This window comes from Mesorhizobium sp. WSM4306, from assembly GCF_007003975.1.
Taxonomy (GTDB): domain Bacteria; phylum Pseudomonadota; class Alphaproteobacteria; order Rhizobiales; family Rhizobiaceae; genus Mesorhizobium.
Window position 1 is genome coordinate 150,365 of record NZ_VFTC01000007.1, and the last position, 21,422, is coordinate 171,786.

Genomic DNA, 21,422 nt, shown 5'->3' on the forward strand with positions numbered 1-21,422 from the left:
GGGAGAGACACAAGTGAACCAGCAGACGATGCAAAACCTGACCCTGTTCGACCTGCTGGCACGCAGCTGGCGTCGACCGTCGGCGGTCGCTGATCTGTGCTTCAGCGCCGATGGTTCGACCGTTGCTTTCACATCCGTGGACGGAACCGTCGCCATAGCCGCGGTTGCTGACAGGGAACCGCCGGAGGCGCGCATCAGGGTAAGCGGCGATCTCGGCCAGACGACCATCCGCCCGCGCGAGAAGCCGCCGGTGCCGTTGATCGCCTCCGCGGTATTTGGCGAAGGCGATGCCCTCCTCGCCACCTATCTGGATTCCAGCTTCCTCATCGGAACGGCGGCCGGCAAAGCAGTGCATCTGACGGCTGACGGCGAAGCTGCGGAGACGCCGATCAAGATCGAAGGGCCCATCGTCGCCATCGATCATAGTGCCCGGACAGCCGTGACGGCGGTCAGCGACGGGCGCGATGTCTTCCTGTCCCGCGATCTCGGCGATGTGACGAAACTGGAACGCGGTGCAACATCGTCGACGGACGCACTGGCCTTCTCCCCCGGTGGACGCCGCCTCGCCTGCGGCTTGGGCAATGGGCTGTCGATCTGGGCGGTCGAAGGGCCTGCCAGCCTGATCCGAGACTTTGCCTTTCCGGCGCGCCCGACATCGATCCGTTGGAGCGGCGATGGCACATGGCTGGCCAGCGGGCTCGAAACGGGCGGCTTTGCCCTGATCAGCATCGCCGATGGTCTTAGCGGCGTCATCGCGGGATTTCCCTCGCCGGTCCGCACAGTGTGCTGGAGCCAGCCGGCGAACGCGCTGCTTGCCTCGGGTGCGTTCCGGATTGCCGGTTGGTCGATGACCGCACCGCCGCTTGACGGCGAAAGCGCCGGAGCACTGGAGACCGGTCGCGCCGGTCTCGTTCTGGTAGAAACGGCGGCGGCGCATCCGGAGAAGAAACTCGTCGCGGCGGGTTACGCCAACGGCCGGATCACCGTCGCCCAGATCGGCGGACGCGACGAGCTTCTCGTCCGGCCCTTGGGCAGTGGGGTAACCGCGCTTGCCTGGTCCGGCGACGGACGGCATCTGGCTGCGGGCATGGTCGACGGCACCGCGGCCATCATCACCTTTCCAGCGCAGATGTTCAAATAGCGGACGCGGTCCGCGTGAAAGAGGAGGATAGAATGCAGACCGAAATCACCACCGAGGAAGAGAGCAAGGACGCGTTCTTCGAACAACTCGCCAAATTGTCGGAAGAGATGGTCGCCAAGCACGGTAAGGATTTCAGCATGGGCGCGCTGGTGCTCGCTGCGCGCTGGATCGCCGAAAACCGGATTGGTCAATTGAAGACGAACTAGCGTCGGGGAGAGCCGGCGGATGTCGTGATCTACGCCCAGAACCTCGATTCCGGCGCGCGGAGGTGCGTCCCAGAGAAATGTTTGCGCCAGCCGACGCATTCGATCGCACAGCCAACGCCGTTAGGAAGCAAAACGGTCTCCTCTGGTGCTCGCCTACTGCGGAGCCGGTCTCGGAACCCAAATTGTGACAACCGTTCCGGCTATTCAAGTAGAAATATCCATTCGAACTTCTGAATATTGCTCTCGACAGAGCGTTTCTTAGGTTGTTTGGCTCACCAAGCGGTGGCATAAAATTCGTGGGCACCTTGGGGTACACGCCACAGATGGCACTTTTTCGTTATCTTAGTGATGACGCATTTCTGATCTTCTCACGCAAATTCCGGTTCCTCTACGAGGCGGCGTTGCTGGACACCTACGAGCGCTTCTTCTCTCGTGGAGCGTCCTTCCCCACCCCCCAGGAGGTCGTCCATGCAATCTACGATCTCATCAAGCGAATGCCCGAGCTACTTGCCGAGGGCGACGACGTTGGCGAAGGTCTGCCTGACCTAGTGTCTAAGCGTCGTCGGCGCCTGAAGTTCGCAGGCGAGGCGAACGAGGCTGCGGAGGCTGCGTTGCGGGTCGCGAGCGTTGCCTACCAGAAACTGCTCCAGACCGGTTGGCTCGAAGAGGAAGAATATGGGCTAAGGGTGACGGTAGATATGCCCATGGGAGCAAGCTTGGTCATGCAGCTCCTGTCCAGCCTGAAATCCGACGTGAGCCAGCGCTTCGGCGGCATCGTCGTCAACGTGAAGCAGAGTCTGGAACTAGCGGCGAGACTCCAGTCGGGCTCTTCCGGAAAGGAGGCCGTGGATGCTGCATATGCCGTGGTGCAGGCTAGAGAACAGGCCACCGCCTTTCTTAAAACGCTCAGGGCGATCCTATCCGACCTGAGGCGTATCCGCCGTACCATCATGGAATCACGGAGCATGCGCGAGAGAGTAGACGCCTATTTTCAGGAATTCATCGGCGAGTTGGTTCTGAAGGACTTCCAAGCGATCCACACTTTCAACCACCCCTTTAGGTTCAAGGATCATATCCTCGATCTTGCCCGCGACATTTCTCTCGATCCTGGAACCATGAGGACGATCGCTTCGGGGTATGTTGAGAACGGGATGGCCGATACACTTGAGAATGGGCTTAGAATAGCTGAGACCGATCTTCTATCGATCCAGGAGGTCTTTGATGGGATCGGCGAGATGTTCGATCGAATCGCCGTCTTCCGGCGGCAGCTAGAACAGCGTCTCCGGAACACGGTCAAGTATGCGGAGCAAGGAAGCAGTGGTATTTCAAGCCGGGCCTCGCAACTCGTGCGCCGGCTCCACAAGGTGATGGACCAGCGCCCCGCTCTCTCTGAATACGCGTGGGTTCCCCTGCCGGTCGAACCGATGGATACGCCATGGTCGGAAAGGCATCTCGCGCAACCGCGGCAACCCCGCAAGGCCTTGGAGTCAATGGCGGTTCCACCCAAATTGGTGGATCCATTGCTGGTGCTGCGCAAAAGGCTCAAGAAGGAGTACATGGAAAGAATCGTTCCAGACGAGATACGATTGCTCCAATGGCTGCATGAGAACGTCCCTCTTGCGGTGACGAAAGAGGCGCGCTTCCTTGAGATCGAAGACGTGGACTCATTCATTGCATTCGATGCGATCCGAAGGTTCACCAAGCCGGGCGATATTCCGCCCTCTATCGCGGTGGCGTTCGAGATCGTGGATGACGCTGACGGACCGCAGCACGATAGCGATTGGATCAGGTGCGGGAATTTCCTCATCCGGAGAAGGTCTGTCCCGGCTGGAGGCGTCGATGCTGGCTGAGTTCGAAGAAGTAGAGGCCCGATTCGGGGCGGACAAGGGCGCCGATCTTCGCAAGGCGTGCCGATACCTGCTGCGTCATCAATTCGTGTATTCGGGCGACCGGGGCGTGGCAACTATCTACGATGTAATTATGGATAGTCGCTTCAGAAGACTGATTGACGAATTCTTTGACTGCATCGGCTACCGCCTCCACCGCGAGCAAGAGGAACAGTGGGCCGGGATCGTGCTCTGTGACGAAGAGATGTCGTCAACGCCAAAAATGAAGGCTGATGAGACCATCGTTCTCCTGGTGGCGGCGGCTCACTGGCAGGACGAAGCGAACCAGGGCAACGTTGAGGAGCGCGCGACGGTCTTGACCACGTTCAACGTCCTTTACGAGAAGTACAGGGAAATGGCCGAAAGAGGCACAAAGATGCTGGTAGCCCAGTCAAGGTTCCAAGATATTCTCGAGGATCTTGCTGCCCGCAACCTGATCTGGCTTGGAGAGTTCGACCGCGCCCTCCAGGACCGGGAGGTAGTGGTCCGGCCGATAATCAAGCTTGTTTCCGGATCCGACGCGCTAAAGCGGATTGAGGAGCAGGTTGCGCTGGAAGATTACGAGCCTCGCCAGTTAGCACCCGCTGGGGAGAATGTCCAATGATGGAACTCGTGCACCTCGCGCTGGTGAACTGGCATGCGTTCAACGTCGAAGATATCCCGGTTTCTGGCCACGTCGGTTTCCTCGGTGAAAACGCCTCGGGCAAATCAACAATCCTCGACATGATCCAAGTGGTGCTCACCGGCGCCAGCGGACGGTACATGAACCTCAACCCAGTCGCTGGTGAGAGTCGCCGCAGAAGCGGTCCGAGACGCACGGTACAGGCGTACTGCCTCGGTGCCCATGGAGAGGGTGATTTTCGGCGCGAAGCCTGCCTTACCTACGTGACTATCAGTTTTCGCGACGCCGATGGAGTGAAGCCCGACTTGACGGTAGGCCTCGCCATGGAGGCGAGGAAGACACAGCCAGCAGAAACTGTACTCGGCCGTTTCGTCGTCCGCGGCAAAATATTGAAGACGACGGATTTCCTGCGTGAGCGGGAAGGACGGCAAGAATTCGCGCAATGGGAGGAAGTCAGGCAATCCCTGGAGAGGGAATGCGGTGGCGGCTTCGTGAATCATCGCGACAGCGCCACGGATCACATCCGCGAGTACATGCGCGACTTGGTTCCAAGATCGGCGCCGACCGCGGGAAACGCCGGCGCACTTGCAAAGGCGATTGTGAACGGCATGACTCTTAACCAAGGCCTATCCGCAACAGACTTCGTCAGGAGCTATATCCTCGAGGAATCCCCCATGAGGATTGGTGAACTGCGAGAGTCACTGAAGACTTATCGGCAAGTCAATCAGACCATCAAGAACATGCGTGAGCGCGCGAAGCGGCTGAAGGTGGTCAAAGCCCGTGCGGAAGAATTCAGAAATGCTCTCAACGAACACGACGAGGAGGATTGGATTAGTCGCAAGGCGAAGTATCTAGCGGCCTCGGCGGCAATGCGGGCACTTGAAGAAGAGATCAAGGAAGCCGAGGCATCTCTCCTAGCCGAGAGCGAGGAAATCACCGACCTGAACCACTCGATCACTGAAGCGAACCAGGATGTGCATCGCATCATAAAGCAGATCGAAGCGATCAAAGCGAGGACGGGCATCGACGATCTGAAGAAGATGGCAGAAAGCCATTCCTACTCCGCCACAGATTGCCTCAATCGGGTCTCCGAGCGAGTGAAGCACATGCAGCGGATCGCCGCGGCGGCCGAAGCACTCGGAAAGGGTGAAGTAAGCTCCCGCGAATTGGCCGCTCATGCCTCCGCGCTGGCCGAGGCCGTCAGGTGTGGCAATACAGAAGCCACGGCGGTCATCGAACAAGCCTTCCTGGCATCGCTCCCCGTCATCGCCGAGAGAATTGGGAGAGCGCGCAGCGAGGCGGAAGCGACTTTGCATACCAAAACTGAGGACGTCGGTAAGCTGTCTCGGTCTATCGAGGCGGCCGCTTCCGGTTCCCGGGATTCTCACCTCGGCGACCATACCCGCGAGTTGATGAGGCTCTTTCGAATGGCCGGGATGATTCCGAGAGCGCTTTGCGACATCATTGATCTTACGGACAAGGACTGGGCGCAAGCGGCTGAAGGTCTTCTCGGTCGGGACAGGGAGGCGATCTTCGTCGATCGCGATCACATCCACGGGGCAACGGCCATCCTGAGGGAAAATAGACGGGAGCTCCGCCAGGCGTCCTTGGTCAGCCTAAACAAGCTTGAGCGATACCAAGATCCGGCTCAAGCAGGTTGGTTCCCGTCTCTTTTCAGGTCCGATGACAAAGACGCGCTCGCCTTTCTGCAGCGCAGATATGGCAATGTGCGGCTGGCCCGCACCATGGAAGGATTCAATCAGCCCGGCCGCGCCGTTATGGCTGACGGCCTGTATGATGATGGGCTGGTACGGGGGACCCGACTGGAGGAAGCCTCCCGCCTCAAGATCGGCAAGACGGCCCAGGAGCAGCTGCTCCTCGAGCAGAAAAGGCGTTTGGAGGAATTGCAGGAGGAAATCGAAACCCTGTCCCAGCGCAGGCGCGTCCTTTCCGAGGTTGACCGCTCCGCTGCCATCTTGGCTTCGACTGCGGACGGCGAGACAGTAGTAGGCCTGCTTGCCAGGGCGCAGGATCAGGAGGGGTTGGCACAAGAGGCTCGGTCCAGATTGGAGGCCGTGGATCAGGGCGACCTGAAGCGCCTTTACGAACTTGAGGAGAAGAAGAAAGTTCAACAAGCCTACATTCAGGCCAGGAACGGCGAGCTCACGTCGATCCAGAAGAGGCAGGGAGCCTATCAGAAACAGGCCGAAACCGCGAGAAAGACGCTCGAGAGCCTTACAAGCCAAGAGGGATCGCGCCATTCGCGGAACCTCTCCCGCCGCCTGTTCCACTATAGTTGGCGCCTGACGGCCGCAGTGCCCGCCAACCGCAGGTATAGGGAGCGGATGGCGGATAAACAGATCCCAAGCTTTTCATCTGCCCGCTACGCAGCATTGGCCGGGATCCATCGTGCGATCGGACAGCGCGCGGAGGACCGCTCCAAGCAAGCTAGGGACAGAATGATGGAGGCCGACAGAGGCGTGCGAGCCGCCATGAGGAGCTACTTTGACATCGCCCCCTTGAGTTCTGTGGCTGGAGTAGAAAGCGACATCCTGAAGGACATCTTACCATGGGCAGAAGCCACGATTCGCGATATCGAAGAGAACGAGCTCACACGGCATGAAGCGTTGGCGGATGAGGCTTCCGAGCGGGTCTCATCCATCTTTCGTGGTGAGTTCGTCAACTCCCTCCATTCACGCATCTCTAAGCTGAAGAGAGATATCGACGCGCTGAACCATAGTTTGCGCAATCACACGTTCCACGGCGAGCGATATTCGTTCAGCAGGATGCAATTGGCCCAGTACTCGCCCATCCTGAAAGCTGTCGAGATTTACGTGACGTCCGAGGACGCACTAGATCTTTTATTCAAGGGCGAAATTCCCGAAGACTCTCCCCACAAGCCCGTGCTCGATGAGGTGAAGCGCATCCTGGAGGATCCCGACACCGACTTTGACAATTTTGAGGACTATAGGAACTTCTTCGTATTCGAGGTCCACATGGAAAACCTCGATACCGGGCACAAGACACGCTGGGAAACTCGGCGCGGAACGGGTTCCGGAGCCGAGCAACAAGTCCCGCTTTACGTTGCCATCGGTGCCTCGCTGGCTTCTGTTTACGGAACCGCCGAGGGAAGATTCGGATCGCGACTTGGAATGGCCCTTGCCGTCTTCGACGAAGCCTTTGCCAAGCTCGACGGCAAGAACCAGCGGCAGATGATGAAGTTCTATGAGAGCCTTGGCCTGCAGGTGATCGTGGCTGCGCCACCCGAGCGGCGGCCTTCCTTGCTCGGCTACATGCATGCCATCGTCGAGGTAGACAATATTGGCAACGGGCAGTCAGAGACGACCGTAGTTCAACTGAAGGAGAAGGCCCGCAAGGAACTGCTGCGGATCAACCCCGAGCTCATGGACGATGATGCGTTGCGCAGGATGGCAGCGGAGTGAGATTCACAGATCCAACCGCCCTTCTCTCTCATCTCCTGAACAGGCACGAGGATGGTCGAGCGGGCGCCCGCGCTTATCCGGACAACGGTGCTTTTTCGAGCATCGTCGAGGCCGACCGCTTTCGGAAGAAGTTGGAGGAGGCAAGTCGGGCGGGTGCGATCGAGCTACGGATGGATGAGGGGCGGCGAGCCGGCGAGGTCAAATTCGTGCGCATCGCTGACGCGGCGAGCCTGTATCGTTTCGTCGAACGAATTCCTTCCGGTCAGCGCTCGGCGTCAGCACTCGAGGACCTGTTTCGCCGCGCTGAGCTGTCTGCCCCGTTCGCTGAGTATGCGCGGGAGGCTGCCGGAGCCTGGTCCAGGAATCGGCGGTGGGCTGGCATTGCTCCCGGCGATATAGGTTCGCTCGAGCGTACGCTCACCCTCGCGCAAGCGATTTATAGACAGCAACACGTCGGACTGGACTATCGCACTTTTTCTAGGAGGGCTGTTTCTGACAGCAAGGCATTGGAGCGGCTGGAGGCAGCAGTCGCAAGGGTCCTGCGCGGCGTTGGCGCAGACATCCCGGAGGGCGCTACTCCCCGAGAGGCACTCGGTGCGATCGGGCTGGAAAAGGTGTCTCCTCCCCTCCTCCTTTCTGGCCCCATCGCCTTGAGAGCGGCCCAACCGGACGTTTCCTTCCTTGGCTTCCCGGCCGATGCAATCGATACCATCGCCTTCAGCCGGACGCCGGAATATGTCCTCGTGGTGGAGAACTACACGAGCTTCGTCAGGCATGTGACTGAGGCAGATCCGGATCGCCGAGGACTCGTCCTGTACGGAGGCGGCTATCCTTCCGCTGGAATTCAGAAAGCGTTCGGCTTGATTGCCCGTCGCTTCCCCGACGAGGTACCTTTTTACCACTGGTCCGACATCGACCCTGATGGCATCTGGATCTTCCTGACAGTTGAGAGAGCATTCGGTCGCAGGCTGCTCCCGCACCTCATGACCGTCGAGTTGGCCGAAATGCACGGTAGTCCGCCGGAGCAAACGGCTGGCAGAATTGCTAAGGCAGACCGATCGATTCTCTTTGAGCTGACCACGTACCTTTCAAAACCCGGTGCAAAACACTTGGAACAGGAGGAACTCGATCCTGTAGTTCCGCGCCTGTACGAAAGTACGCAGAGAGCCTCGTCACGTTGATCAATCTCTGTGCGGCCTCCAAATCGGCGTCGACATAATCGGTGAAGTCGCCACTCCCGCGGCCGTGTTCGTGAACATCGAAGGCGTCAACCATAGTCGGCAGTGTCTCGGTCACCATGTGCCCCGCGGGGGATATCTTTGAAACTCCGAAGCCTCTCAAGTTCTTCAGGCTCCATACGCGAGGCAGAGAGTTCCTCGTCGACGCGCGCGTAGAGTCGCGGGATGTCAATCAGACTCTGGTACGCCTTGGTGTCGACTTTAACGGTCTGCCGCTGGATCCGGTCACCCATACCGAACGACCATGAGGATGATGGCATCTGCTCCGCTAGCGCGAGAAGAAATTCTGGTTGTGAGAGGGCGGCGTCGGTCCAGGCCCGAACTTCGCGAACACCTTCAGTCCCGGCGAACCTTCGCCATTCGAAAAGGAGGGAGGCCATATCTTGAGTGCAGATCAATGAGCCGTCGTTCGCCGCGTCCCTCAATCGAGCAAGCGCAATGTTCTTGAACTCCCCCGCGACGGCTTCGCCGACAATCGGCTCGAAAACGCACCAAAACTGGCGGACTTAATGGTGGGCCCGGAGGGACTCGAACCCCCAACCAAGCGGTTATGAGCCGCCGGCTCTAACCATTGAGCTACAGGCCCCACGCGCGCTGGATTAGTGTTTTTCCTTACGCGGCACAAGGCTTTCCGGACGGGCTGGCCGAGATCGCCCAAATCAGCCCATATTCGCATCCTAGTCGGCAGGCGCGACTGGATCGCAGACCGAGGAGATTTTCATGACCAGACATCTTTTGCCGCTCGCACTTGCCGCGGCGATCGCTTTTCCGGCTATTGCCACCGCCGCCGATTCGCTGCCCCCGCCCCGCATCATCGTGTCGGGGGAAGGCCAGTCGACTGTAGCGCCGGACCTGGCGCTGCTGACGCTCAGCGTCATGCGCGAGGCTAAGACCGCACGCGCCGCACTCGACGCCAACAACGATGCCATGGCCGCCGTGATCGCGGCAATGAAGTCGGCCGGGGTCAAGGACCGCGACCTGCAAACCGCCGGCATCCAGATCAACCCGCGCTACAACTACACCAACAAGCCCGACGGCAGCCAGGAAGCCGAACTTGTCGCCTACCAGGTGACCAACACGCTCTCCGTACGCATCCGCGACATCGACAAGACCGGCGAGATTCTCGACAAGGCGGTGTCCCTCGGCGTCAACCAGGGCGGCGGCATCTCGTTCTCCAACGAGGATCCGAAGGCTGCCGTCGCCGAGGCCCGCAAGAAGGCGGTCGCCGACGCCATGACCAAGGCCAAGACGCTGGCCGAGGCTGCCGGCGTGAGCATCGGCCGGGTGCTGGAAATCACCGACCAGAACATCGCGCCGGCGCCGATGCCGATCAATGCCAAGGCCTTCGATGCGGCAGGCGCCGCGGTACCGGTGCAGGCCGGCGAGAATGCCTACGCGGTGCAGGTCACCGTCACCTTTGAGCTCAAGTAGGCTTATCCAAATCAGCAAAGGCCCGCGGCAGCTGCTGCGGGCCGAACTGGCCGCTATTTTAATTGGCACCAAATATGAAAAACCCCGGAGGACACGGTCCTTCGGGGTTTTCTTCGAGCCGCACCCTTCCGCGCTATGGGAAAGGGGGCTCCTGGCCGACCCTCGCAGAGGATCATGCCGCTATCACAGGCTGATCCTCGCAGAGGATCATGCCTCCAGACTGATCTTCATCGGCAGATCAGTCTCCTGCCTTAGCGATAAATAACCGGGCAACCGCGCTCATTGGCGAACACGACCACCACGCGATCGCCATACTGGCGGCCGGCGACCTTCACGACGCGGCGATTGACGTCGACGAGGCGGACGCGGTGCAGGCCCATGCGCTCGGCCTTGTCGAGGGCGCGCTCCGGCGAACAGCGGCGCCAATAGCGCTCGCGGCGAAAGCCTTCATCGTCGTCGCCGGTATAGACGCCGACGCGGCGGTCGTGGTTGTTGCCGAAGCCGAGATAGATCGAGTCCGCATGGGCGGGCACGGCGGTAAGCGTGCCGAGGGCTACGAGACCCGAAAGGGCCGCCGTTTTGATCGTGTTGAACATTGTCTTCTCTCCTTATTGAGGGCTGGCGCCCGTCTTCGTCGAACCGATGGGGGGAGAATGCTCCTTGCAATCTGAACTCTTTGCGAACCGGCCGTTCATTTTCGGTTAATCTGCCGGACAGGTCGAAAGCAACCTCCCCTTCCACGCTGCAAACGACTTGGAGTGTCAAAAACGTCCGGTCATCCCAGAACGGGCGGCGGCTACATCCGTTCCAGACGCTTGAGCATGAAGCCGAAAAGTGTGACGCGGTTTTCTCGGACAAACAGTGTTTGTCCAGACATCCTGCTCTATAACTTTGAATCTAGGGCTCGTCGTCGAGCATATAGTCGAAATAGTCGTCCGGCTCGGCAAGATCGGTCTCGCTGGCGCGGACGCGGCCGCGCATGGAAATGCCGGCCTCATGCACGGTCTCGGCACTTCCCGACACCAGCCTGTGCCACCAGTAGAGATCGTGGCCCTCGGCAACCAGCCGGTAGGCGCAGGTTTTTGGCAACCAGCTGATGGTGCGCACATTCTGCGGCGTCAGCCCGACGCAGTCCGGCACGCGCGCCAGCCGGTTGGCATAGTCCGAACAGCGGCAGGTTTGCCCGTCGAACAGACGGCAGCCGACTGATGTCCAGTAGATTTCGCCGGTATCTTCGTCCTCGAGTTTCGACAGGCAGCATTTACCGCATCCGTCGCAGAGCGATTCCCACTCGGCCGGCGTCATTGCTTCCAGCGTCTTGGTTTTCCAGAACGGGGTTTCCATCATGGGCTGAGATGTGGCCCTCGATGGCGGTGAGGTCAAGCTGTACCGCCGCCGCAAATGCCGCCCGCACCATACGAAAAACATGAAGTTGCCTTCAAAAGGCCGGTCAATCGTCCTTCGTTGTCGGTAATGCTCGCGAACCGGAACCAATCCGGCTGATGAAAGTTTGGGCAGGGATGGGACCCCACAAGGAGAATTCGTGATGAAACGCCAACCACGGGTACTGGCAGGTACGGCACTCGGCCTGCTGATGGCATCCGCGCCGTTGGGCGCATCCCCGCTGCAGGGCAACGCCGTTTTCGGCCCCTTGCAGCACACGGCCGCGCCATTGATCCTGGTCCAGGACGACCCTGCTGCAGATGGTCAGCAGACCGACCAGGAACTGCGCAAAAAGAAACGCAAGCAGGCTGAACAGGCACCGGCCGAACAGGCAGCGCCACCCGCCGAGCAGGCTGCACCAGCCGAGGAACAACAGCCGCGCAAGAAGAAGCATCAGCAACAGCAGCAGGTCGAGCAGGCCCCTGCTGAACAAGCCGCTCCGGCCGAAGAGCAGCAGCCGCGCAGGAAGAAACGCAATCAGCAACAGCAGACGGAGCAGGCCCCCGCCGAGCAGGCCGCTCCGGCCGTGGAGGAACAGCAGCCCAGGCCGCGCAAGAAGAAGCGTGAGCAGCAGCAGCAGATCGAGGCAGCGCCGGCGGAACAGGCAGCGCCTGCTGCCGAGCAGCCCGCCCCCACTGTTGATGAACAGCAGCCTAAGCCGCGCAAGAAGAAGCGCGACCAGCAGCAGCAGATCGAGGCGGCCCCGGCTGAACAGCCAGCCCAGCAGCCGGCTGAGCAAGTGGCGCCCACTGAACAGGCTGCGCCGGCAAACGACAACAATCCGCGCAAGAAAAAGCGCAAGCAGGACCAGCAGCAGATCGAGGCCGCACCCGCCGAACAGGCGCCAGCCACCAAGGTTGCCCCTGCCGGAGAAGCCGTGCCGAAGGCTGAACCTGTTCAGCCGCCGGCCGATCAGCAGGCCGCTCCCGCTGAGGGCGAACAGCCAAAGGACCAGGCCAGGAAGCACGGCAAGAAACCTGTCGGCGAACAGCCGGCGACGGGCGAACAGCAGCCTGCGGCCGGCGAACAACAACCCGCGACGGGTGAGCAACAGCCCGCCAATGCCGAGCAGCCGGCGCAAGGCGAAAAGCCGGCGCAGGGCGAAGCTGTGGCCAATCCCGACGAAGCGCCCATTCTGGACAGCCAGAAGGATGCCAGGCGCAAGCACCGCAAGGACCAGGGCGGCCAAGATGTCGGTGGTGGCCAGAATGCGGGCGGCCAGACGGGCGAGCAGCCCGCGCAGGACGGCACCCAGGCGCAGAACCCGAAGCCGGCTCCGGCTCCGGTCGACCAGGGACCGCCGCCCACCGACGACAAGTCGGCCCAACAGGCAATCCAGCCTGAAAAGATCGCGCCGGTGACGGAGGAAAAGGGCAAGCGCGTAGAGCGTGCACCCGATGAGAACGTTCGCGACCGCCGGCGTCCGAAAGGCGTCGACGTCGTCAGGGAACTCGGCGACCGCGTCATCCTGCAGTTCAACAACCAGACATTCGTCCAGAGCAATGACGCCCCGCGCATGACCCGCGGCGCCAGGAACGTCTACTACGAGGATCTGTCGGGCGATCGCACCCGGGAAATCGTCGAGCGTGACAACGGTGTCCAGATCGTCACCATCCGCAACCGCTATGGCGACGTCATCCAGCGTTCGCGCATTGCGCCGGATGGACGCGAATATGTGCTGAGCTATGTCGACGAGCGGCACTATGAGGATGATAGCGACTGGCGCGATCCCGGCGACGATCTACCGCCGATGCGGCTCACCATTCCGCGCGAGGAGTATATCCTGGACTCCGAGGATGTCGAGGACCCGGACGACTACTACACCTTCCTCGAACAGCCGCCGGTGGAGCGAGTCCAGCGCCTCTACTCAATCGACGAGGTCAAGCGTTCGGCCCGCGTGCGCGACATTGCCCGCCGCGTCGATCTTGATACGCTGAACTTCGAGTTCGGTTCGGCGTCGATCTCCGACACCGAGGTGCAGAAACTGGAAGGTGTCGCCAGCGCCATGGAGAAGTTGTTGAAGAAGAACCCGGCCGAAACCTTCCTGATCGAAGGCCATACCGACGCCGTCGGCACACCGGAGGCGAACCTTGCTCTGTCCGATCGTCGGGCCGAAGCGGTCGCCGAAGCGTTGACCAATGCCTTTGGCATCCCGCCGGAAAACCTGACCACGCAGGGCTATGGCGAGGAGTACTTGAAGGTCAACACCCCGGCGCCCAACCGCGAGAACCGCCGTGTCGCCATCCGCCGCATCACCTCGCTGGTGGCGCCGGTGGCGAGCAACAATTGACCTGAGTTTCCAGAGACTTAATGGATCTTCTGGAACCAGATCGGCAAGGAAACCCATCCCGGCGAACCGGGATGGGCAGATCTATCCCGTTCAACAAGAATTGTAGCGATATTAGAACCGGCTCATTGAACCACGGGGCGGCAAACCCCAGATTCGGGGCTGGGCGTTCCCTGCCCCGTCCCGACTCCAGCGGGATGCATTGAGCCCCGCCGGCCCTCCCGGCGGGGTTTTTTGCGTCGCAATGAACGCAACGCGCTTTGGCCTTGCAAACCGCGGCAAGCTGGACCGAATACCCCATTCGATGATGTCAGCTAGTAGATGCTTTTGACCTTCGTCGGTGAATTGGCGAACACGTCGTCCGGCACGAAGAAGTCGCCGGCCAGCGATCCTGTCGCACCGGGCGAATAGATCGAAAAGTCCGTCACGCCCTCGGCGCGCAGCACCTCTTCGTCGATGTAGAAATTGCCTGACGTCTCGCGCGATGGCCGCACGAAGATGGCATGTGCGGCATCGGCCATGATATCGGGCAAACGGCTCATCGCCGCCACCGTCGCGCCGCCGAGCAGGTTGCGCACCGCCGCCGTGTCGATGGTCGAGATCGGCCACAGCGAATTGACCGCGATGCCGTCCTTGGCAAACTCGGCGCTCATGCCCAGCGTGCACATCGACATGCCGAACTTGGCCATCGTGTAGGCAACGTGGTTCTTGAACCACTTGGCCTTCATGTCGAGCGGCGGCGCCAGATTCAGAATGTGAGGATTGCTTGCCAACTTCAAGTGCGGAATGCACATTTTCGAGACCAGGAAAGTGCCGCGCGTGTTGATCTGGTGCATCAGATCGTAACGCTTCATGTCGGTCTCCAGCGTGCCGGTGAGCTGGATGGCGCTGGCATTGTTGACGCAGATGTCGATGCCGCTGAATTTTTCCACGGTTCTAGCGACTGCCTCCGCAACCTGCGCCTCCTCGCGGATGTCGCACAAAACCGGTAGCGCCTTGCCGCCGGCCTGCTCGATTTCTTCGGCAGCCGTGTAGATCGTGCCCGGTAGCTTCGGATGCGGCTCGGCGGTCTTGGCCGCGATCGTCACATTGGCGCCGTCGCGCGCCGCCCTGAGCGCAATCGCCAGCCCAATGCCGCGCGACCCGCCGGAGATGAACAGCGTCTTTCCCTTCAGCGACATGTCTAGGCACCTCCCTTGCGACATCACTGGCGCGAACCTTTGCGCGGCGACAATGCAGTGCGCAAGGCCCTAGCAGTCTCCAAGCGGGTTACGCAGCGTAGGGTCAATCGGAAAGAGGCTCAGACGAGCACCAGGCCCTGCCGCATGGCAATCGCGATCGCATCGGTGCGGTTCGCCGCGCCGAGCTTGATCAGGATCGCGGCGACGTGGAACTTTGCCGTGTGCACCGAGATGTTCAGCCGTCGCGCGATCACCTTGTTGGGCGCGCCCTCGGCAAGCAGTGCCAGCACTTCGGCCTCGCGCGGTGACAGTGCCGGTCGGGAGGCATGTTCATCGGAGAGGTCTTCCTCTAAAGGCTCGCCATCGCCGGCATGAAAATCCCCATGGCGCCCGCCACCGCCGTCGCCCGAGACGCGATAGCCAGCCGCCGCCAGCCGCACCGCCGCGGCGATCAGCAGATCGTCCGCGCCGGCAGGCATGACCGCCATCACCTCGCCGGCAGGCCGTTCGCCGCCCGCACGCCCAGACAGTAGCACCCGCGGCGTGGCGGACGGCACGGCATCAGCGCCGCTGCCGTCGATGATGGCGACGTCGGCCGCACCGCTGCCGGCCGCGACCGGCAACAGATCGTCGCTCGCGGCAAGCGCGGCGGCCAAGCGCTCAGCGCGAACAACGTCGCCAAGCGCGATCAACACCACCAGCCGCCGCGAGGCGGGGCCGTCAGCCATGATCCGATCGTTGGCGAATGTGTCCATCAATTCCTCAGCTCAGCGGCTTCTCGCCGACGGTCAGCGCGACATCGCGCTGCTCGCCGCCGCGCACCACGCCAAGCGTCACTGCGGCACCGGCGCTATCGGGCCCAAGCTTGCGGATCAGCTCGCGCGGCCCATGTACGGCCTCGCCGTTCCACGCCACGATGATGTCACCAAGAGCAAGACCGGCGGCCTTGGCCGGGCCATTGTCGTCGAGGCTCATCACCATGGCACCGCGCGCCGCGCCGTCACGGATCGGGTGCAGGCCGGCGCCGAGATAGCCGCGCGCGACATGGCCCTTTTCACGCAACGTCTCCACCGCCCGCTCGATCGTCTCATAAGGCATGACCAGGGCCCGGCCGCGCGGCCCGAACAGCAGCATGCCAATCAGCGCGCCCTTGGCGTCGAGCACCGGCCCGCCCTCGAAACGGCCGCCGGCATTGACGGCAAGATTGATGCGCCGGTCGATGCTGCCGCCCCGCATCGAGCGCCATGCCGGACCGACCTCACCGACTGAGCCCGACACGGCCAGAGCCGAGCCCTGGCTGCTGCCGATGGCAATGGCCAGATTGCCGGGCCGCACCGCATCCGCTTTGGCAAACGCAGGCGCCGTGGCCGCACCGGCCGGCTTCAGAAGCGCTACGCCGGTCGAGGGGTCGCGGCCGACCAGTTCGGCCTTCACCGTCTCGCCCGAGGCCAATGTCAGTTCGATCTCTTCGCCGGCCTCGACGGCTTCCTCGGCGGTGACGAAATAGCCATCCCGCCAGTGGAAGGCGCTGGCCGTGCGATGGTGATGGGTAGCGAAACTTGCCGTCGCCGGCGCAGCCGTTGCCGCGACATCTGCGATGGCCTCGGAAAAGGTGTTGAGATTGAAGTCGCTCATTTTGGTCTCCTGGGTTTCTTGCATGCCCCAGATATCGCGCGACAGCTGGCTCGCAGATACTCGCCTGACGGCTAGTTCATGGTTTCACTGGCCATCTGGTCAGGTCGCGGCGGTTCCGGCCGCTCCGCACATATAGTCACGAACAAGCCTGAAAACACGGAGCCCACCGATGGCCCTCGCCGCCGCCAAATTCCAACCGGACGACACACTGCTCGACGCCTATTCGACGACGGTGGCCGACGCGGTCGACCGCATCGGCCCCGCCGTCTGCCGCATCGAGCGCATCGGCGGCCAGGGCGGCCACGGCTCCGGCTTCGTCATTGCGCAGGACGGCTTGGTCGTCACCAACTTCCATGTCGTCGGCGACGCCAGGACCGTGCGCGTCTCGATGCCCGACGGCGCCTCCAGAGAAGGCCGTGTTCTCGGCCGCGATCCCGATACCGACATCGCCTTGGTGCGCGCCGACGGCAGCTTTGCCGATGTCGCGCCGCTTGGCGATTCCAAGCGGCTGCGGCGCGGCCAGATCGCGATCGCCATCGGCAATCCGCTCGGCTTTGAATGGACCGTCACCTCCGGCGTCGTCTCCGCGCTCGGCCGTTCGATGCGCGCCTCGACCGGGCGGCTGATCGACGACGTCATCCAGACCGATGCCGCGCTCAACCCCGGCAATTCCGGTGGGCCGCTGGTGTCGTCGGCCGGCGAGGTCATCGGCGTCAACACCGCCATGATCCATGGCGCGCAAGGCATCGCCTTCGCGGTTGCCTCCAACACCGCCAACTTCGTCATCTCGGAGATCATCCGCTTCGGCCGCGTGCGGCGCGCCTTCATCGGCATCTCCGCCGACACAACCAACCTGCCGCGCCGCGCCGCGCTCCTGTCACAGGTGTCGACCAACACCGCGGTGCGGCTGCGCAGCGTCGAGAAGAACGGCCCCGCGGCCAAGGCCGGCCTGAAGGAGGGCGACATCATCGCGGCCATCGACGGCCGCCCCGTCACCGGCGTCGACGACCTCGTGCGCATGCTCGACGCCGAACGCATCGGCCGCGAAACGCTGTGCACCGTGGTACGCCGCACCGGCGTCAGCCAGGTCACGGTGACGCCGGTGGCAAGGGCGAGCTGAGGCCTATCGCTGATTAAGCACCCGCCCGAGCAGCGACACCAGCAGCCGCGCCAGGTCGCCCGTCGGGTCGAGGTCGGGATCGAAGATCGTCATGTCCATGCCGATGCAGCGCTTGTCCGCCACCAGCGCCGACAGGGTGGCAACCAGATCGTCGGGATCGATGCCGGGACTGCCGGGTGAATCCACCGCCGGCATCACCGTCTGGTCCAGCACGTCGACATCGAGATGCAGCCAATAGGGACAATCGGCGCGCGCCAGCGTCGCTCTCGTCGTCTCCACCACCTTTACAGCGCCCAATTCCCGTGCCGTAAAGACGTCAATGCGTGTGATGGAGGTCGCATCGATGTCGGGCCAGGCAAAATCGACATCGCGGCTCTCGCGCTCGCCAATCTGCACCACCGCCTCGTCGGCGACAAGCGGACCGGCAATGCCGGGCCACTCCGTCAACAAAGGCTCGCCGCGCCCGGTGGCGAGCGCAAGGTCCATGCCGGCGGCGGAGCCGAGCGCGGCATCGACATCGTAATTGCCGGGATGGCGGAAATCGCTGTGGCCGTCGACATGCACCAGCGCGACCGCGCGGGACCGCCGCGCGGCCGCCAGCGAGCCAAGCAGGATCGAGCAGTCGCCGCCGATGACCAGCGGGAACTCGCTTTGCCCGAGCGCACCGGCGATGATCTCGGCAAGGTCTAGGTTGAAGCGGCGGATCGCCGGACCATTACGCAGGCGTGTGTCCGGTTGCGGCTCGGTGCTGTAAGCGGGCCGCTCGAGATCGACCACCCTTGATGGCGCAAGCACCTCGACCAGACCAGCTTCGGTCAGCGCCTGCGGCGCCCGCCAGGTGCCGGGCACGTGGCCCGGCCGCAGGGGCCGAAGGCCGAGATTGGATGGCGCACGAACAAGGCAGATGTCACGCATGCAACAGGACCAGCTTCAGCATCATCCAGCATAGACTGCATAGCAGGACCCCGGCCACATGGGCTGGAGCCGCTGCCGACATTTGCTGCCATCGGGCACAGGTTCAGGCTGCGGCGCCCTCCACGAATTGCGCCTGAAACTCCGGGCTGAGCGGGATTGGCTTGATGACGTCGATCAGCACGCCATTGGGATCCCTGGTGATGAAATGGCGCTGGCCGAAGGGTTCGTCGCGCAGGCTGCACAGGATCGGCAGGCCGGCGGCAAGGATCCGCTCATAGACGGCGTCAGGATCCTTGACCTCGAAATTGATCAGCAGCCCTGATGTGCGGCCCCGCCCCTCCTCCGGGATGGTCTCGTGGTCGCCGTGGACGATGCCGAGATTGACGCGCCTGTCTTCGGCCGACTGCAGATGCACATACCAGTCGCTCGCAAACAGCGGCTTGAAGCGGAAGTGATTGACATAGAAGGCTTTCGTGCCGGCCACGTCGCCAGTCATCAACACTGGATAATAGCTCGTCGCCTTCATCTTTCTTTCTCCTCTCAGCTAACATACAGTCTGCATGTAAATTGAAATAACATACAGGCTGCATGTATGCAACGAGAAATCGCTCGCCGTTCGAACCGGGACCGCACCGAAGCGACGCGCGCCGACCTGATCGCCGCCGCGCGCAAACTGTTCATTGAAAAATCCTATGCCGAGACCGGCACGCCGGAGATCGTAGCGGCCGCCGGCGTCACCCGCGGTGCGCTCTATCACCACTTTGCCGACAAGCAGGCGCTGTTTGCCGCCGTGGTCGAGCAGGAGGCAGAAGCTGTCGCCGCTGAGATCGATCGTGCCTCGCCGCCATCGCTGTTTTCCCGCGATGCACTGATTGCCGGATCGGACGCCTATCTCGCCGCCATGCGCCTCCCCGGCCGCACCCGGCTGTTGCTGCTCGACGGGCCGGCCGTTCTCGGCCGCGCCGCCATGGATGCCATCGACAACCGCCATGGTAACCGTTCGCTGCGCCAGGGCCTGGTCGCGGCAATGCGCGAGCAGTCGATGACGAGACTACCGGCCGACGCGCTGACTGCTTTGCTAGCCGCTGCCTTCGATCGGGCGGCGCTCGCCGTCGAAGCCGGCGCCTCGGCCGAGGATTACCGTGCCGTGCTCATGGCGCTGATTGCCGGATTGTCTCCGGCTCCTCGCCAGGCACCTGGCCCGGCTCGAACTCGTTGAAGCGGCCGAGCTGGCGTTTGAACTGGTCGATCAACCAGGCCGCCGCCGGCTTTGGGCTGCGGTCGACGCGATGCATGGCATAGAGCGATGAGCGCACCTCGCTGTAGGGTTCGAGGTCGAGTTCCACCAGCCGGCCGCTGGCCAGATCGTCGGCGATAAGCCAGCGCGGCAGCCCGCCCCAGCCCAGGCCCTCGCGCATCAGAATATGCTTGGTGCGCACATCCGTCAGCCGCCATGTACGATAGGCAAAGACACCAAAGTCGCGTCCCTTGGTGCGTTCGGACTGGTCGGTGACAACGAGTTGGGTGTGTTCGCGCGCATCTTCGAGCGCCACCGGCTTCGGCAGCCGGGCCAGCGGATGGCTGGGCGCGGCAGCCAGCACGATCGACATGAAGCCGATGCGCACGAGATGCACGTCGACCTCGCCCAGCAGGCCACCAATGCCAAGATCGGACTGTCCGCTGACGACATGATCGGGGATCAGGCCGAGCGAACCGATATGCAGGCGCAGCATCACGGTTGGAAACTGCGCCTCGAATGCCTTCAGTACACGAACCAGCACTGGCGAAGGCAGCGTCGCGTCGACCGACAGGGCGACTTCCGCCTCCAATCCCTGATGGTGGCCGTCGACGCGCGAGCGGATGCGCTGCAGCACGCCGACCATGCGCCGCGCATCTTCCAGCATCGCCCGGCCGATCTCGGTCAGTTGCGGTTCGCGTGTGCCCTCCCGCTCGAAGAGCTTCAGCCCAAGCTGCGCCTCGAGATTGGCGATGCCATAGCTGATGACGGATTGCGCGCGGTTCAGCTTGCGGCCGGCGGCCGAGAAACTGCCGGTGTCGGCCACGGCAACGAGGATCTGCAATTGGTCGAGCGTCGGATTGGGTTGCATGAAATATCTACTTTATGGATTGATTATATAGAAAATATACCAGTTTTTTGAATAGATCGATAGGCCCATATCAGCGGGGACAATTCAATTCCCACTGGAGAGAACCGCTATGTCCATACTTCTTGTAACCTCGAGCCCGCGTGGCTCTGCTTCGCACTCGACCCGCATCGCCACCGAGTTCGCGCAAAAGCTTGTCGCCGCCGATCCGTCGGCTGAGCTTGTCGTGCGCGACCTCGTCGCCAACCCGCTGCCGCATATCGACGCCGACTACTCGACCGGCATCTACACGCCTGTCGAAGCCCGCACCGAGCGTCAAGCCGAAGTGGTCGGCGTTTCCGATGTCGCGCTCGACGAACTGTTTGCCGCCGACACAATCATCCTTGCCACCGGCTTCATCAATTTCGGCATCTCGTCGACCCTGAAGTCCTGGGTCGACCATGTCGCCCGCTCCGGCAAGAGCTTTGCCTATGGCGAAAACGGCCCGAAGGGCCTGGTCACCGGCAAGAAGGTCTACATCGTGCTGGCCTCGGGCGGCATCTACTCCGAAGGTGCGGCCGTGCAGTTCGATCACGCCATCCCCTATCTGCGTGGCGTGCTCGGCTTCCTCGGCATGACCGACGTCGAAGTCATCCGCATCGAAGGCGTCGGCATGGGCGCCGATGCCGTCACCGCAGCTCTGGCCAAGGCGACGGCCAAGGTCGACGCCGTGGTTGCCGCGACCCGGCAGATTGCTGCAGCAGCGTAAGCGCACGCCATTCCAGACCTG

Annotated in this window: 20 protein-coding genes and 1 tRNA gene; 11 read left to right on the top strand and 10 right to left on the bottom strand. The window is 62.2% G+C overall.

Going from position 1 to position 21,422, the window contains the following annotated elements; genetic code table 11:
• Positions 1-13: 13 nt before the first annotated feature.
• The 6 genes from FJV77_RS11420 to FJV77_RS11440 all read left to right on the top strand — a co-directional run bounded on the left by FJV77_RS11420 (position 14) and on the right by FJV77_RS11440 (position 8,479).
• Positions 14-1,141: a WD40 repeat domain-containing protein gene (locus FJV77_RS11420; RefSeq protein WP_142866909.1), complete on the top strand. Its 1,128-nt coding sequence runs from the start codon at positions 14-16 to the stop codon at positions 1,139-1,141.
• A 32-nt stretch (positions 1,142-1,173) separates the two neighbouring features.
• Positions 1,174-1,347 carry a hypothetical protein gene (locus FJV77_RS32325; RefSeq protein ID WP_185970275.1) on the top strand — a complete coding sequence of 58 codons (174 nt, stop codon included), beginning with the start codon at positions 1,174-1,176 and terminating at the stop codon, positions 1,345-1,347.
• 323 nt (positions 1,348-1,670) lie between these two features.
• Entirely contained in the window at positions 1,671-3,197 is a 1,527-nt protein-coding gene (locus FJV77_RS11425) for a Wadjet anti-phage system protein JetA family protein (protein ID WP_142866910.1), read from the top strand.
• Entirely contained in the window at positions 3,187-3,837 is a 651-nt protein-coding gene (locus FJV77_RS11430) for a DUF4194 domain-containing protein (protein ID WP_142866911.1), read from the top strand. Before FJV77_RS11425 ends, FJV77_RS11430 begins: the two co-directional genes overlap by 11 nt.
• Entirely contained in the window at positions 3,834-7,298 is a 3,465-nt protein-coding gene (locus tag FJV77_RS11435; RefSeq protein WP_142866912.1) for an SbcC/MukB-like Walker B domain-containing protein, read from the top strand. The genes FJV77_RS11430 and FJV77_RS11435 overlap by 4 nt, the downstream gene beginning before the upstream one ends.
• Entirely contained in the window at positions 7,295-8,479 is a 1,185-nt protein-coding gene (locus FJV77_RS11440) for a Wadjet anti-phage system protein JetD domain-containing protein (RefSeq protein ID WP_142866913.1), read from the top strand. The genes FJV77_RS11435 and FJV77_RS11440 overlap by 4 nt, the downstream gene beginning before the upstream one ends.
• A gap of 567 nt (positions 8,480-9,046) precedes the next feature.
• Here the strand turns inward: FJV77_RS11440 and FJV77_RS11445 are convergent.
• Positions 9,047-9,122 (bottom strand) — tRNA-Ile (locus tag FJV77_RS11445).
• A gap of 134 nt (positions 9,123-9,256) precedes the next feature.
• Between FJV77_RS11445 and FJV77_RS11450 the strand changes: the two genes are divergently transcribed.
• Positions 9,257-9,967, top strand: a complete 711-nt coding sequence (locus tag FJV77_RS11450; RefSeq protein ID WP_142866914.1) for an SIMPL domain-containing protein — start codon at positions 9,257-9,259, stop codon at positions 9,965-9,967.
• Positions 9,968-10,218: 251 nt separating this feature from the next.
• On the opposite strand, the gene FJV77_RS11455 is transcribed toward FJV77_RS11450, so the two are convergent.
• The 3 genes from FJV77_RS11455 to FJV77_RS32890 form a co-directional block, all read right to left on the bottom strand.
• Entirely contained in the window at positions 10,219-10,563 is a 345-nt protein-coding gene (locus tag FJV77_RS11455) for a hypothetical protein (RefSeq protein ID WP_142866915.1), read from the bottom strand.
• Between the two features lie 301 nt (positions 10,564-10,864).
• A complete protein-coding gene (locus FJV77_RS11460) occupies positions 10,865-11,311 on the bottom strand; it encodes a YcgN family cysteine cluster protein (protein ID WP_112563363.1) in 447 nt (148 codons plus the stop codon).
• Positions 11,312-11,417: 106 nt separating this feature from the next.
• Positions 11,418-12,149: a hypothetical protein gene (locus tag FJV77_RS32890; RefSeq protein ID WP_246691221.1), complete on the bottom strand. Its 732-nt coding sequence runs from the start codon at positions 12,147-12,149 to the stop codon at positions 11,418-11,420.
• Here FJV77_RS32890 and FJV77_RS11465 point away from each other — a divergent pair, their 5' ends adjacent.
• Positions 12,150-13,700, top strand: a complete 1,551-nt coding sequence (locus FJV77_RS11465) for an OmpA family protein (RefSeq protein ID WP_246691222.1) — start codon at positions 12,150-12,152, stop codon at positions 13,698-13,700.
• Positions 13,701-14,011: 311 nt separating this feature from the next.
• Here the strand turns inward: FJV77_RS11465 and FJV77_RS11470 are convergent, their stop codons facing one another.
• The 3 genes from FJV77_RS11470 to FJV77_RS11480 all read right to left on the bottom strand — a co-directional run bounded on the left by FJV77_RS11470 (position 14,012) and on the right by FJV77_RS11480 (position 16,513).
• Positions 14,012-14,878: an NAD(P)-dependent oxidoreductase gene (locus tag FJV77_RS11470; RefSeq protein ID WP_142866917.1), complete on the bottom strand. Its 867-nt coding sequence runs from the start codon at positions 14,876-14,878 to the stop codon at positions 14,012-14,014.
• A 119-nt stretch (positions 14,879-14,997) separates the two neighbouring features.
• The gene (locus FJV77_RS11475; RefSeq protein WP_142866918.1) at positions 14,998-15,633 is read right to left on the bottom strand and encodes a helix-turn-helix transcriptional regulator; all 636 of its coding nucleotides are present in this window, start codon (positions 15,631-15,633) and stop codon (positions 14,998-15,000) included.
• 7 nt (positions 15,634-15,640) lie between these two features.
• Positions 15,641-16,513 (bottom strand): S1C family serine protease, encoded by an 873-nt coding sequence (locus FJV77_RS11480; RefSeq protein ID WP_142866919.1) that lies wholly within the window; start codon positions 16,511-16,513, stop codon positions 15,641-15,643.
• Between the two features lie 169 nt (positions 16,514-16,682).
• On the opposite strand from FJV77_RS11480, the gene FJV77_RS11485 reads away from it, so the two are divergent.
• The gene (locus FJV77_RS11485; protein ID WP_142866920.1) at positions 16,683-17,633 is read left to right on the top strand and encodes a trypsin-like peptidase domain-containing protein; all 951 of its coding nucleotides are present in this window, start codon (positions 16,683-16,685) and stop codon (positions 17,631-17,633) included.
• 3 nt (positions 17,634-17,636) lie between these two features.
• Here FJV77_RS11485 and FJV77_RS11490 read toward each other — a convergent pair whose 3' ends face one another.
• Both FJV77_RS11490 and FJV77_RS11495 read right to left on the bottom strand, forming a co-directional pair.
• Complete coding sequence (locus tag FJV77_RS11490) at positions 17,637-18,548, bottom strand: arginase family protein (protein ID WP_185970276.1); 912 nt, start codon at positions 18,546-18,548, stop codon at positions 17,637-17,639.
• Positions 18,549-18,651: 103 nt separating this feature from the next.
• On the bottom strand, positions 18,652-19,074 hold the full coding sequence (locus FJV77_RS11495) for a VOC family protein (RefSeq protein ID WP_142866921.1): 423 nt from the start codon (positions 19,072-19,074) through the stop codon (positions 18,652-18,654).
• Positions 19,075-19,140: 66 nt separating this feature from the next.
• Between FJV77_RS11495 and FJV77_RS11500 the strand changes: the two genes are divergently transcribed.
• On the top strand, positions 19,141-19,767 hold the full coding sequence (locus FJV77_RS11500) for a TetR/AcrR family transcriptional regulator (RefSeq protein ID WP_142866922.1): 627 nt from the start codon (positions 19,141-19,143) through the stop codon (positions 19,765-19,767).
• Here the strand turns inward: FJV77_RS11500 and FJV77_RS11505 are convergent.
• Entirely contained in the window at positions 19,700-20,656 is a 957-nt protein-coding gene (locus FJV77_RS11505; RefSeq protein ID WP_142866923.1) for a LysR family transcriptional regulator, read from the bottom strand. The genes FJV77_RS11500 and FJV77_RS11505 overlap by 68 nt on opposite strands.
• A gap of 109 nt (positions 20,657-20,765) precedes the next feature.
• On the opposite strand from FJV77_RS11505, the gene FJV77_RS11510 reads away from it, so the two are divergent.
• Positions 20,766-21,401, top strand: coding sequence for an FMN-dependent NADH-azoreductase (locus FJV77_RS11510; RefSeq protein WP_142866924.1), 636 nt, complete (start codon positions 20,766-20,768; stop codon positions 21,399-21,401).
• Positions 21,402-21,422 lie beyond the last annotated feature (21 nt).

Bases quoted from the DNA above. Each gene is read 5' to 3' on its own strand.
- FJV77_RS11435 (WP_142866912.1), top strand. From the start codon at position 3,834: ATGATGGAACTCGTGCACCTCGCGCTGGTGAACTGGCATGCGTTCAAC.
- FJV77_RS11505 (WP_142866923.1), bottom strand. From the start codon at position 20,656: ATGCAACCCAATCCGACGCTCGACCAATTGCAGATCCTCGTTGCCGTG.
- FJV77_RS11455 (WP_142866915.1), bottom strand. From the start codon at position 10,563: ATGTTCAACACGATCAAAACGGCGGCCCTTTCGGGTCTCGTAGCCCTC.
- FJV77_RS11475 (WP_142866918.1), bottom strand. From the start codon at position 15,633: ATGGACACATTCGCCAACGATCGGATCATGGCTGACGGCCCCGCCTCG.
- FJV77_RS11485 (WP_142866920.1), top strand. From the start codon at position 16,683: ATGGCCCTCGCCGCCGCCAAATTCCAACCGGACGACACACTGCTCGAC.
- FJV77_RS11495 (WP_142866921.1), bottom strand. From the start codon at position 19,074: ATGAAGGCGACGAGCTATTATCCAGTGTTGATGACTGGCGACGTGGCC.
- FJV77_RS11480 (WP_142866919.1), bottom strand. From the start codon at position 16,513: ATGAGCGACTTCAATCTCAACACCTTTTCCGAGGCCATCGCAGATGTC.
- FJV77_RS11430 (WP_142866911.1), top strand. From the start codon at position 3,187: ATGCTGGCTGAGTTCGAAGAAGTAGAGGCCCGATTCGGGGCGGACAAG.
- FJV77_RS11500 (WP_142866922.1), top strand. From the start codon at position 19,141: ATGCAACGAGAAATCGCTCGCCGTTCGAACCGGGACCGCACCGAAGCG.
- FJV77_RS11450 (WP_142866914.1), top strand. From the start codon at position 9,257: ATGACCAGACATCTTTTGCCGCTCGCACTTGCCGCGGCGATCGCTTTT.
- FJV77_RS32325 (WP_185970275.1), top strand. From the start codon at position 1,174: ATGCAGACCGAAATCACCACCGAGGAAGAGAGCAAGGACGCGTTCTTC.
- FJV77_RS11470 (WP_142866917.1), bottom strand. From the start codon at position 14,878: ATGTCGCTGAAGGGAAAGACGCTGTTCATCTCCGGCGGGTCGCGCGGC.
- FJV77_RS11510 (WP_142866924.1), top strand. From the start codon at position 20,766: ATGTCCATACTTCTTGTAACCTCGAGCCCGCGTGGCTCTGCTTCGCAC.
- FJV77_RS11460 (WP_112563363.1), bottom strand. From the start codon at position 11,311: ATGGAAACCCCGTTCTGGAAAACCAAGACGCTGGAAGCAATGACGCCG.
- FJV77_RS11490 (WP_185970276.1), bottom strand. From the start codon at position 18,548: ATGCGTGACATCTGCCTTGTTCGTGCGCCATCCAATCTCGGCCTTCGG.
- FJV77_RS11425 (WP_142866910.1), top strand. From the start codon at position 1,671: ATGGCACTTTTTCGTTATCTTAGTGATGACGCATTTCTGATCTTCTCA.